This is a genomic window from Cupriavidus gilardii, assembly GCF_017598945.1.
GTDB classification, from domain to species: Bacteria; Pseudomonadota; Gammaproteobacteria; order Burkholderiales; family Burkholderiaceae; genus Cupriavidus; species Cupriavidus gilardii_E.
In genome coordinates, this window is record NZ_JAGFTW010000034.1 from 1 (window position 1) to 11,021 (window position 11,021).

The following is an 11,021-nucleotide window of genomic DNA, read 5'->3' on the forward strand; positions in this document are numbered from 1 at the left end:
AAATATAGTAATTGTAGAGGAAAGAATAAAACCATTTTTTATTAAAAAAGAGTCGACGCACCAATACTATCCCCTCAATCTTCTTGGTGGGCAGCGGAAGTTGTAGAAAGAAAGAAGAAAGAAGGGGGGGGAAGGGGGGGGGGGGGGGGGGAGGGCCGAAACCGCCGCAAAAAACTGGCGCGATTGTAGCGCGCCGGCGTGGCGCTCACGACCGTGATTACCCGGGCACGAGCGAAGGCACGGATCCGGTCACGGCGGCGCTCAGCCCTCCGCCAGCCCGCATTGCACGGGCTTGGCGCCCAGCAGCGCGGTCAGCACGGCCGGTTCGATGCTGACCAGATAGCCGCGCCGGCCGCCATTGATATAGATGCGCTCGAGCGCCAGCACACCCTCTTCGACATAGACCGGCATCCGCTTGCGCGTACCGAACGGCGAGGTACCGCCGACCATATAGCCGCTGTGGCGCTGCGCCACCTCGGGCTTGCACGGCTGCACGCTCTTGCAGCCGATCTGCCGCGCCAGGTTCTTGGTCGAGACGGTGCGGTCGCCGTGCATCAGCACGATCAGCGGCTGCCCCTTGTCGTCTTCCATCACCAGCGTCTTGACCACGTGATGCTCGTCGACGCCGAGCTGTCGCGCCGATTCCTCGGTGCCGCCGTGCTCGACATAGTCGTACGGGTGTTCGCCGAAGGCGATGCGATGCTGGCGCAGCATCTGCGTGGCCGGCGTTTCGGAGATGTGTTTCGTCTTTCCCATGGGGTTCGTTGGAGCGGCTAGCCGCGCGGATGATGCTGCTGATGCAGGACGCGCAGCCGTTCGCGCGCGACGTGCGTGTAGATCTGCGTGGTCGAGATGTCGGCATGGCCGAGCAGCAGCTGCACCACGCGCAGATCCGCGCCGTGGTTCAGCAGATGCGTGGCAAATGCGTGGCGCAGCGTATGCGGCGACAACGGGGCGTGGATCTCGGCCTGGCGCGCATAGCGCTTGATCAGATACCAGAAGGCCTGGCGCGTCATCGCCTCGCCGCGCTGCGTGACGAACAGCGCGTCGCTGCCGCGCTGGCCCAGCAGCGCGGGACGGGCGCTGGCCAGATAGCGGCGCAGCCAGACGCCGGCCTCGGCGCCGAACGGCACCAGCCGTTCCTTGTTGCCCTTGCCGCTGACCACGCGCGCCACGCCCTCGTTCAGGCCGATCTCGATGGTCTTCATCTGCGTCAGCTCGGACACGCGCAGGCCGCTGGCGTACATCAACTCCAGCATCGTGCGGTCGCGCAGGCCCAGCGGCGTGTCGATGTCCGGCGCGTTCAGCAGCGCCTCGACCTGTGCTTCGCTCAGCGTCTTCGGAAAGCGCGGCGGCTGCTTGGCGGCGCGCAGCAGCAGGCAGGGGTCGGCCTGGATCAGATGCTCGCGCAGCGCCCAGCGGTAGAAGCGCCGGAATACCGCCAGCCGCCGGTTCGCCGACGAGGCGCGCGTGTCCGGATGGCGCGCGGCAAAGTAACCGGACAGCGCGCCGTCGTCGGCCGCGAGCAGCGCCACGCCGCGCTCGGCGCGCAGCCAGCGCGACAGCAGCGCGAGATCGCGGCGGTAGGCGTCGATGGTGTTGCGGGCGAGTCCGTCTTCGAGCCACAGCGCATCGCAGAAGCGGTCGACCAGCGTCAGGTCGGCGGCGATGTCGGCTTCGAGCCGGGCATCGGCGTCGCGGGTGCGGTCGTGGGAGCCGTCGTCGATCGGCGCGGCGTTGTCCGCCAGCGCCGCCGTGCTGTCATGCCGCGCGTTCACAGCAGCATCACCCGCTCGTGGCGCAGCAGCCAGCGTTTGACCTCGAGGTAAAAGCCGTCTTCGCCATGATGGGCGAAGCCGCCAAGTCCCTTGGCGCCGACCACGCGGTGGCAGGGCACCACCAGCGGGAACGGGTTGTCGCCGCAGGCCTGCCCGACCGCGCGCGCGGTGCCGCCGATATTGGCCGCCAGTTCGCCATAGGTCGCGGTGCGGCCGCACCGCACGGCGCGAATCGCCTGCCAGACGCGGCGCTGGAAGTCGGTGCCGGTGCCGGCGAGCGGCACGTCGAGCGGTGCGTCGGGGTCCGCGTAATAGGCCTCGAGCTGCGCCGCCAGCTGCCGGATCAGCGGCAGGTCGGAGCCGCGCGGCGCAAAACGCTCGGGCAGGAAGTGGATCGCGTGGACGCACTGCGCGTCCGCGCGCACGCCGATGCGGCCGAACGGCGCGGCCAGGATGGCGTCGAAGCGGGCAGCGAGCCTGGCGTCGCGATCGGGCTGGAGCGAGGCCGGTGGAGAATCCGTGGACGGATTCGGATGGGAATGCATGGCGGGACAACGGTCGATCCGGATACCGGATTCTAGTGCGTCGGACGCGAGGGGCGAAAAAAAACCGCGACGAGTGCGCGGCTGCCGTGGTCGATTCTTTTTGGGGGTGCTCCCTCTCCCGCTTGCGGGAGAGGGGAGCACTACCAAGGGCAAAACTATCGCCTCATCACTGCTCGAGCTTGATGTTCTGCACCTTGACCAGGTTGCGCATCTTGTCGAACTCCTTCTTGATCTCGGCGGCGTGCTGGGCTGGCGAATTGCCCGACGGCTCGGCGCCGGCGGCGATCAGGCGTTCGCGGAAGCCCTTGTCCTGCAGCGCCTTGACGGCGGCATCGTTGAGCTTCTTGATGATGTCGTCGGGCGTGCCGGCCGGCGCCACCAGGCCGTACCAGGCCGGATCGTTCGGCTCCTTCAGGCCCATTTCGCCGAAGGTCGGCACGTTGGGCAGCGAGTCCAGCCGCTTCTCGGCGGCCACCACGATCGGGCGCAGCTTGCCGGCCTTGATGTGCGGCATCGACGAGGGCAGGTTGTCGACCATGATCGGTACCTGGCCGGCCAGCACGTCGTTCAGCGCCGGGCCCGCGCCGCGGTAGGGGATATGGACCATGAAGGTCTTGGTCGAGACCTTGAACTGCTCGCCCAGCATATGGCCGAAGCCGCAGGTGCCCGACGACGCGTACGAATACTTGCCCGGGTTGGCCTTGAGCGTGGCCAGGAATTCCTTGTAGTCCTTGGCCGGGAAGTTCGGGTTGACCGCGATCACGTTGGCGACGTTGGCCAGGTTCGTGATGGGCTTGAAGTCCTTGATCGGGTCGTACGACAGCTTCGGGTTGCAGGCCGGGTTGACCGCCATCGTCGACACCGTCGAGATGCCGATCGTGTAGCCGTCCGGCGCCGCCTTGGCGATCGCGTCGGCGCCGATCGAGCCGCCGCCGCCGGCGCGGTTCTCGACCACCACCGGCTGGCCGAGGATCTTGCTCATCTGGTCCGCGGCGCCGCGGCCGACGATGTCGGTGGTGCCGCCCGGGGCAAACGGAATGATCAGCTTGATCGGCTTGTTCGGATAGTTGCTCTGTGCCTGTGCCAGCGAGGCGCAGGCGGCCAGACCCAGGGCCAGGGCAATGTGCTTGGTTTGCATGAGATCGTGTCTCCCGTCGTGAAGCCGGACGGAGAGTGTCCGTCCAGAACTGAAAATGCCGGCCAGGGGCCCGGTAGGGCCGTCCGCGCCGGCGCGATGCATCGGCGGCCCCGGTCAGCCGCCGAGCAGGCCGCGCTTCAGATCGCGATCGACCGGGCGTTCGCCCAGGAAGATGCGCAGCACGGCCTGGTAGAAATCCTCGCCGGGGATGGGTTTGCCGCGCGGCGTGCCATTGACGGCGATCACCGTGCCGCTGTCCGGCGTGTAGTCGAAGTCGATCACGTCGCCCTTGCGCGCCGTGCCGACCTGGTTCATTGCCTGCTCCAGCTGGTGCAGGCGATCGGCGAACTTCTCCAGCTGCGCCTCGTTGTGGTTCTCGCGCATGCCTTCGTTCAGGGCCTTGACGAAGGTGCTCGACTCCACCTCGCGCAGCGGCCGGATCTGCAGCCGCTTCGGACCCTTGGCGCCCAGCACCACGGCGGCGTTGCGCACCTTCTCGGGCAGATACAGCGCGGCGACATAGCCCTTGACGATGAACACCGAGCGCAGGCCCGCGCCGTTTAGCTGCAGTTCCTTGCCGCCGAGCCGCGTCGCCTCGTCGAGCCGCACGCCCTCGATCTCGACCGCGTTCGCGGCCACCGGCAGCGCGCCGGCCAGGGCCACGCAGCCGATCGCCAGCCACTGACGCAGGCGGCGTGCGGCCCGTACGGTCCGTACGGGCCGATCAGCCGGGGCGGCGCAGGCGCGAGCGGAAAGGCGGCGGGGGGCAGGCATGGCGGGGCGGTACATCGAGAACGGAAAGGGAGGCTGAACGAGATCGACGGAAATCCGGAGCGTGCCATCTTCCGGGTTTTCTGAAACAATACCAATCCGTATCTGCCCTAGGGCGCACACCGGACCGCTTCCGGAACGCCGTCCGCACGGGCTCCTGCCATCCTTCCTGACATCCCTCGACGCGCCCCCCGCGTCCCCACAACAACAAGACGCCGATGTCGCCTGCTCTGCTGATGGTGCCCGATTTCAGCCTGATCCTGATCGGCTGGCTGCTGGTGCGCTATACCGCCTTCGATCGCGGTTTCTGGTCCGGCGTGGAACGCCTGGTGTATTTCGTCCTGTTCCCCGCGCTGTTGCTGCAGGCGACCAACAGCGCGGTATTCGATTTCTCGACCACCTCGGCGATGCTCGGGCTGGCGGTGCTGACCACGGTGTTCGGCATGGCCGCGGGCTATACCGTCAAATGGGTGCTGCGGCCCGATCCGATCGATTTCGCCTCGGGCCTGCAGACCGCGTTCCGCTTCAATTCGTATATCGCGCTGGCGCTGGCCGCGCGGCTGGGCGGCAGCGAAGGGCTGGCGATGATGGCGGTGATCGTCGGCTGCGTGGTGCCGATGTGCAATGTCGCCGCGGTGTGGGCGCTGGCCCGGCACGGCGAGGCGCGGCTGTGGCGCGAGCTGGCGCGCAATCCGCTGATCCTCGCCACCGCGGGTGGCCTGGTCACCAATCTGCTCGGTCTGCATCCGCCCGAGGTCCTCGGCATGACGCTGGCCCGGCTCGGTTCGGCCTCCACCGCGCTGGGCCTGATGACGGTCGGCGCCGGCCTGCAGATGCGCGGCGCGGTGGGCACGGTCGGGCCGGTGGCGTGGTGGACCGGGGTCAAGCTGCTGGCGATGCCCGCCTTTGCCTGGGCGATCGGCCGGCATCTGCCGCTGTCGCCGCTGCAGCTGCAAATCGCGGTGCTCTATGCCGCGATGCCGACCGCATCGAGCGCGTATATCCTCGCGGTGCGCATGGGCGGCAACGGGCCGATGGTGGCCGCGGCGATTTCGGTGATGACGGTGGCGGCGATCTTCACGGCGCCGCTGTGGCTGTCGCTGGTCAGCTAGGGTCGTTGCAGCGGCGGTTGCTCTGATGGCTATGGCCGCTGCGCGAGCGCCCAGGCCACGTGCTCGCGCACCAGCTCGGAGGGATGCTGTGCACGCGCCTGCAAGGCAGCGCGGATGCGCTCTGCCTGCGCCGGCTCGCCGGCCCCGCGCAGCGCGTTGCCCAGGCCCACCGCCAGATTGCGCAGCCAGCGCTCGTGGCCGATGCGCCGGATCGGACTGCCTTCCAGGCGCCGATTGAATTCTTCCTCGCTCCAGCCGAACAGCTCGACCATGTCGGGCGCATCGAAGCCGTTGCGCACGTCGAAGTCGGGCAGCGTCGCGCGGTGGGCGAACTTGTTCCACGGGCAGGCCAGCTGGCAGTCGTCGCAGCCGTAGACGCGATTGCCCATCGGCGCGCGCAACGCCTCGGGAATAGCGCCCTTGTGCTCGATGGTGAGATACGAGATGCAGCGGCGCGCATCGAGCCGGTACGGGCCGACGATGGCCTGGGTCGGACAGATGTCGATGCAGCGGCGGCACTGGCCGCAATGCGCGGAAGCAGGCGGGTCGACCGGCAGCGGCAGATCGACCAGGATCTCGCCGAGAAAGAACATCGAGCCGCCGTCGCGGTCCAGCAGCAGCGTATGCTTGCCGCGCCAGCCCAGGCCGCCCTGGCCGGCCAGCGCGACCTCCATCACCGGCGCCGAGTCGGTGAACACGCGATAGCCGAACGGCCCGATCGCGGCCTCGATGCGGCCGGCCAGCTGCTGCAGGCGTGCGCGCAGCACCTTGTGATAGTCGCGGCCACGCGCGTACAGCGAGATGGTGGCCGCGGTGCCGCCGGCCTCGATCTGGGCCAGGCGCGCGAATTCGCGCTCGCGCCAATCGTCGCCATCGCTGTCGTCTTCGCCATGGGTGGAAGCGGGCAGATACGGCATGCGCGCGACGATCGCGCGCACCGTGCCGGGCACCAATTCCGCCGGCCGCGCGCGCTTGACGCCATGGTTCGCCATATAATCCATGTCGCCATGGCAGCCCTGCGCCAGCCACGCCAGCAGTCCCGCTTCGGCATGGCTCAGGTCCACATCGGCGACGCGCACGTCGTCGAAGCCGAGCGCCGCGCCCCAGGCGCGAATCTGCGCGACCAGCGCATGCGGATCCCCGCCGGTGGCGTGCTGCGCCGCTGGCGTCCCGCTGAGAACGGCGTCAGGCGCCTGTGCTGCTCGGTCGATCATCCCTGAATTGTACGCAATGCCCCTGCTCGAAGAACGCACCGTGATCCTGCCCGACGAAGCGGCCACCGACCGCCTTGGCGCGGCATTGGCCGGCGCGGTGCGCGGTTTGCCGCCGCAGACAGTGCACGTCCAGCTCTCGGGCGATCTCGGCGCGGGCAAGACCACGCTGTCGCGCGCGGTGCTGCGCGCGCTGGGCCATGCCGGCAAGGTCCGCAGCCCGACCTACACGCTGTGCGAGCCGTACCAGGTCGCACGCGCCGACGGTTCGCCGCTGACCGTCTATCACTTCGATCTCTATCGCTTCGCCGATCCCGAGGAATGGCTGGACGCGGGATTTCGCGACTGTTTTGCCGAGCCGGCCTTCAATCTGGTCGAGTGGCCGGAGAAGGCCGCATCGCTGCTTGGGGAACCCGACCTGCACCTGTTGCTCCAATCGGACACCTCGCCCAGCGATGAGGCCGCCGATCGGCGAGTCGCGATGCTGCGGGCCTATACTCCAACCGGACTTCTCCTGCTGCACGCATGCTGATCAAGCGCCTCGCCACCGACCGCCCCGATGAACTGCTGCTCGCCCGCCGCAAATGGCTGGCGCAATGCCTGAAAGCCGGCGCCGGAACGGTCGTGCTGACGCTGGCGGGTCCGCAGATCGCGGCCGGCGCGGGCATCGTCGCGGTCCGTGTGTGGCCGGCCGAGGACTATACGCGCGTGACCATCGAATCGGACCAGCGCCTGGCCGCGGTCCACACGATGGTGCGCAATCCCGATCGGCTCGTCGTCGATATCGACGGCCTGGACCTGTCGCCGACGCTGCGCGAGCTCGTCGCCAAGATCACCCCCAACGATCCCTATATCCAGTCGGTGCGCGTCGGCCAGAACCGGCCGCGCGTGGTTCGGCTGGTGTTCGACCTGAAGGAAGACGTCTCGCCGCAGGTCTTTACGCTGGCCCCGATCGGCCAGTATCAGAACCGGCTGGTATTCGATCTGTATCCGGTCAATCCGCCCGATCCGCTGTGGAAGCTGGTGCGCGAGACCGAGGACAAGCAGCGCCGTTTCGCCTCGACGCCGTCGGGCGAGGGCGCCGACAGCGTGGCCGGCGCGCCGTCGAGCAGCGAAGAAGATGCGATCGCCGCGCTGGTGCGCCAGTTCGAGGACCAGGCGAAGACGCCCGCCACGCCGCCGGTGCCGGCCAACCCGCCGGTCGCGGCCAGCAAGCCCAAGCCGCCCGCCGGCACCGCGCCGGGCCAGCCGCCGCAGCACAACGCGCCGCTGGCGCAGGACAAGCCCGGCAAGAGCGACCCGGCCGACGATCCCGCACCATCGCGCTTCAAGATGCGCCGGCTGCTGACGGTGGCGATCGACCCCGGCCACGGCGGCGAGGACCCTGGCGCGATCGGCGCCGCGGGTTCGCGCGAGAAGGACGTGGTGCTGCAGATCGCCAAGCGCCTGCGCGCCAAGATCGATGCGCAGCCCAATATGCGGGCGATGATGACGCGCGACGCGGACTTCTTCGTGCCGCTGAACGTGCGCGTGCAGAAGGCGCGCCGGGTCAAGGCCGATCTGTTCGTGTCGATCCATGCCGACGCCTTCATCAAGCCGGAGGCGCGCGGCGCCTCGGTGTTCGCGCTGTCCGAGCGCGGCGCCTCGAGTTCGGCGGCGCGCTGGCTGGCCAACAAGGAAAACGCCGCCGACCTGATCGGCGGCGCCAACATGAACAACAAGGACGCGCAGGTCGCGCGCGTGCTGCTGGATCTGTCGACCACCGCGCAGATCAACGACAGCCTGCAGGTCGGCAAGGCGGTGCTGTCGGAGATCGGCAGCCTGCACCGGCTGCACAAGGCGCATGTCGAGCAGGCCGGCTTTGCCGTGCTGAAGGCGCCCGATATCCCGTCAATCCTGATCGAGACCGCGTTCATCAGCAACCCGGAGGAAGAGCGCAAGCTCAACGACGAGGCCCACCAGGAGCAGCTGGCCAATGCGATCCTGCGCGGCATCCGCGGCTACTTCGCGCGCAATCCGCCGTTGGCGCGCAGCCCGTCGGTGTGAGCGTCCTGCGGCAAGCGAAAAAAAGGCCGGCAAATTCGTTTGCCGGCCTTTTTTCATCGGGCGAGGCCCGGGGCGAGGATCAGGCTGTCACGCGCGCGCGACCGCGCCTTCGATCTGCTCCCGATTGGCATAGCGCGAGGCCATCACCGAGCAGACGATCAGCTGCAGCTGGTGATAGACCATCAGCGGCAGCACCAGCAGGCCCAGCGCCGGGTGGCCGGCGAACAGGATCTTGGCCATCGGGATGCCGTTGGCCAGGCTCTTCTTCGAGCCGCAGAACACCGCGGTGATCTCGTCCTCGACCGAGAAGCCGAAGCGGCGGGCGACGAAGGTCGTGGTGGCCAGGATCGCGAACAGCAGCACCGCGGCCAGCGCCATCACGGCGGCGATGGTCTGCCAGCTGTACTGGTGCCACAGGCCCTCGGCGGTGGCATCGCAGAACGACGAATAGACGATCAGCACGATCACGCCGCGGTCGATCTTGCTGGTGATGGCCTTGTGCCGGCCCAGCCAGGCGCCGATCACCGGACGGGCCAGCTGCCCCAACGCGAACGGCAGCAGCAGCTGCAGCGCCACGCCGGTCAGCGCCTTGCCCAGCGGCATCGACGCGCCGCTGGCGCTGATCACCAGGCCCATCAGCAGCGGGGTCAGCGCCATGCCGATCAGCCCGGAGATGGTCGCGTTGAAGATCGCGCCGGGCACGTTGCCGCGCGCCATCGAGGTCATCGCCACCGACGACGAGACCGTCGAGGGCAGCGCGCACAGGAAGAACACGCCCAGCAGCAGGTCGGCCGGCAGCCGGTCGTGCAGCGCGAACATCAGCACCGCGCCGATCACGGGGAACACCACGTAGGTGAAGAGCTGCACGAAGGTGTGCAGGCGCCAGTGCTTCGCACCGGCGACCAGCTTGTCGCGCGACAGCGCGGCGCCGTGCAGGAAGAACACCAGCGCGACACCGAGGCTGGTCACCAGCCCGAGGTGCAGCGGACCGTCGCCGGTGCCGAGTTCCGGCGCCGCCAGCGCCACAGCGATCGCGGCCAGCATGATCAGCACGAAGCCGTCGATCAGATCGTAGAGTTTCTTGAACGGGGTCAACAGGAAGGACATGACTGCGTGGACAGAAGCGCACCGGAGCGGCGCGCCGGGACGACTGGGTTAAAAGAAAAAGAAATCGACAGAAAACGGTGGAATCAGGGTTAACGCTGGTATTGGACGATAGTCCTGTCTAGAATGCAAATTCATTTGTCGTATTCATTGATATGGTCAGCGCATGAATTACACGTTGCGGCAGTTGCGGGTCTTCCTGGCGGTGGCGTCGCACGGCAGTTTCAGCCGCGCGGCGGACGCGGTGGGGCTGACCCAACCGGCGGTCAGCCGCGGCGTGGCCGAGCTGGAGGAGGCGCTGGGCTTGCGCCTGCTGGACCGCACCACGCGCGAGGTGGTGCTCACGGATGCCGGCCAGGCCCTGGTGCCGGCGCTGGAGCGGCTGCTCGGACAGCTGGACGACACGCTGGAGGAGACCCGGCAGCTCGGTGAGCGCTACCGCGGCAGGGTGGTGATCGCCAGCGCGCCCACCATCTCGGCGCGGCTGATGCCGCTCTATGTCGCCGCCTGTGCGCGGCAATATCCCGAGGTGCGGCTGTCGGTGCGCGACAACGTGCAGGCCGACGGGCTCGAGCAGATCCGCGCCGGCGCGGTGGACTTCGGCGTGCTGATCGACCCGCTGGCCAGCGAAGGGCTGGAAACGGTGCCGCTGGGCACCGATCCGTTCTGCTTCGTCTGCCGCGACGACGACCCGTTGGCAAAGCGCGACACCGTGCCGTGGTCGGCGCTCGACGGCGTGCCGCTGGTGCTGCTGGATTTCGCCTCGGGCAGCCGGCCGCTGATCGACCGCGTCTTTGCGATGCACGGCGTGACGCCGCGGGTCGTGCAGGAACTGGGCCATTCGGCCAGCGTGTTCGGCATGGTGCAGGCGGGCATCGGCGCGTCGGTGCTGCCGTCGTTCTCGCTGCCGCTGCCGGCCGATTCCAACCTGGTATGGCGCCCGCTGGTGCCGCAGGAAGAGCGGCGCATCGTGATGGTCCGCCGCGAAGACCGCTCGCTGTCGCCTGCAGCGGCGGCGGTGTGGGAGATGGTCAGGACGATGCCGATTCCCGCGGCTTGAGGCTTGCTCGCGCGGGGCGGGAAACCACCCCCTCTCCCCCGGCCCTCTCCCCCTGAGGGGGAGAGGGAGAACACAATCGGGGACGCGGAATTTCGTCAAACTGCGCAGCGCTGCTGCGGCGCTGGTTTTCTCCCCTCTCCCGCGTGCTGTATGGACCGGGGACATAGGTAACACATGTGCCAGGACATGGGTAACAGTCCAAGGTCCAGGTTAGTCAGCCTGGTGTAGGTCGATCGTGGCGACCTTTTGATGGCAG

The 11,021-nt window shown here is 68.2% G+C and carries 11 protein-coding genes; 4 read left to right on the forward strand and 7 right to left on the reverse strand.

The genetic code is table 11. The features are described 5' to 3' along the window. Positions 1–261 precede the first annotated feature (261 nt). From ybaK to J5T34_RS11590, 5 genes are all read right to left on the reverse strand, one after another. Complete coding sequence (ybaK, locus tag J5T34_RS11570; protein WP_208579871.1) at positions 262–756, reverse strand: Cys-tRNA(Pro) deacylase; 495 nt, start codon at positions 754–756, stop codon at positions 262–264. 17 nt (positions 757–773) lie between these two features. After that, positions 774–1,778 (reverse strand): site-specific tyrosine recombinase XerD, encoded by a 1,005-nt coding sequence (gene xerD / locus J5T34_RS11575; RefSeq protein ID WP_432207661.1) that lies wholly within the window; start codon positions 1,776–1,778, stop codon positions 774–776. Then, entirely contained in the window at positions 1,775–2,323 is a 549-nt protein-coding gene (locus tag J5T34_RS11580; protein ID WP_244258852.1) for a methylated-DNA--[protein]-cysteine S-methyltransferase, read from the reverse strand. Before J5T34_RS11580 ends, xerD begins: the two co-directional genes overlap by 4 nt. 166 nt (positions 2,324–2,489) lie before the next feature. After that, on the reverse strand, positions 2,490–3,461 hold the full coding sequence (locus J5T34_RS11585) for a tripartite tricarboxylate transporter substrate binding protein BugE (RefSeq protein WP_208579872.1): 972 nt from the start codon (positions 3,459–3,461) through the stop codon (positions 2,490–2,492). Positions 3,462–3,575: 114 nt separating this feature from the next. Next, the gene (locus tag J5T34_RS11590) at positions 3,576–4,235 is read right to left on the reverse strand and encodes a chalcone isomerase family protein (protein WP_208579873.1); all 660 of its coding nucleotides are present in this window, start codon (positions 4,233–4,235) and stop codon (positions 3,576–3,578) included. A 215-nt stretch (positions 4,236–4,450) separates the two neighbouring features. On the opposite strand from J5T34_RS11590, the gene J5T34_RS11595 reads away from it, so the two are divergent. Next, a complete protein-coding gene (locus J5T34_RS11595; protein WP_208579874.1) occupies positions 4,451–5,344 on the forward strand; it encodes an AEC family transporter in 894 nt (297 codons plus the stop codon). A 29-nt stretch (positions 5,345–5,373) separates the two neighbouring features. Here the strand turns inward: J5T34_RS11595 and queG are convergent, their stop codons facing one another. Continuing rightward, positions 5,374–6,558, reverse strand: a complete 1,185-nt coding sequence (gene queG, locus J5T34_RS11600; protein ID WP_208579875.1) for a tRNA epoxyqueuosine(34) reductase QueG — start codon at positions 6,556–6,558, stop codon at positions 5,374–5,376. A 16-nt stretch (positions 6,559–6,574) separates the two neighbouring features. On the opposite strand from queG, the gene tsaE reads away from it, so the two are divergent. Together tsaE and J5T34_RS11610 are read left to right on the forward strand one after the other, a co-directional pair. Beyond that, positions 6,575–7,087, forward strand: coding sequence for a tRNA (adenosine(37)-N6)-threonylcarbamoyltransferase complex ATPase subunit type 1 TsaE (gene tsaE / locus J5T34_RS11605; RefSeq protein WP_208579876.1), 513 nt, complete (start codon positions 6,575–6,577; stop codon positions 7,085–7,087). After that, a complete protein-coding gene (locus J5T34_RS11610; RefSeq protein ID WP_208579877.1) occupies positions 7,081–8,601 on the forward strand; it encodes an N-acetylmuramoyl-L-alanine amidase in 1,521 nt (506 codons plus the stop codon). The genes tsaE and J5T34_RS11610 overlap by 7 nt, the downstream gene beginning before the upstream one ends. An 87-nt stretch (positions 8,602–8,688) precedes the next feature. Here J5T34_RS11610 and J5T34_RS11615 read toward each other — a convergent pair whose 3' ends face one another. Next, positions 8,689–9,708 carry a bile acid:sodium symporter family protein gene (locus tag J5T34_RS11615; protein WP_208579878.1) on the reverse strand — a complete coding sequence of 340 codons (1,020 nt, stop codon included), beginning with the start codon at positions 9,706–9,708 and terminating at the stop codon, positions 8,689–8,691. 163 nt (positions 9,709–9,871) lie between these two features. On the opposite strand from J5T34_RS11615, the gene J5T34_RS11620 reads away from it, so the two are divergent. Next, positions 9,872–10,765 (forward strand): LysR family transcriptional regulator, encoded by an 894-nt coding sequence (locus tag J5T34_RS11620; RefSeq protein WP_208579879.1) that lies wholly within the window; start codon positions 9,872–9,874, stop codon positions 10,763–10,765. Positions 10,766–11,021: the final 256 nt, after the last annotated feature.

Bases quoted from the DNA above. Each gene is read 5' to 3' on its own strand.
- ybaK (WP_208579871.1), bottom strand. From the start codon at position 756: ATGGGAAAGACGAAACACATCTCCGAAACGCCGGCCACGCAGATGCTG.
- J5T34_RS11580 (WP_244258852.1), bottom strand. From the start codon at position 2,323: ATGCATTCCCATCCGAATCCGTCCACGGATTCTCCACCGGCCTCGCTC.
- J5T34_RS11585 (WP_208579872.1), bottom strand. From the start codon at position 3,461: ATGCAAACCAAGCACATTGCCCTGGCCCTGGGTCTGGCCGCCTGCGCC.
- J5T34_RS11590 (WP_208579873.1), bottom strand. From the start codon at position 4,235: ATGCCTGCCCCCCGCCGCCTTTCCGCTCGCGCCTGCGCCGCCCCGGCT.
- J5T34_RS11595 (WP_208579874.1), top strand. From the start codon at position 4,451: ATGTCGCCTGCTCTGCTGATGGTGCCCGATTTCAGCCTGATCCTGATC.
- queG (WP_208579875.1), bottom strand. From the start codon at position 6,558: ATGATCGACCGAGCAGCACAGGCGCCTGACGCCGTTCTCAGCGGGACG.
- tsaE (WP_208579876.1), top strand. From the start codon at position 6,575: ATGCCCCTGCTCGAAGAACGCACCGTGATCCTGCCCGACGAAGCGGCC.
- J5T34_RS11610 (WP_208579877.1), top strand. From the start codon at position 7,081: ATGCTGATCAAGCGCCTCGCCACCGACCGCCCCGATGAACTGCTGCTC.
- J5T34_RS11615 (WP_208579878.1), bottom strand. From the start codon at position 9,708: ATGTCCTTCCTGTTGACCCCGTTCAAGAAACTCTACGATCTGATCGAC.
- J5T34_RS11620 (WP_208579879.1), top strand. From the start codon at position 9,872: ATGAATTACACGTTGCGGCAGTTGCGGGTCTTCCTGGCGGTGGCGTCG.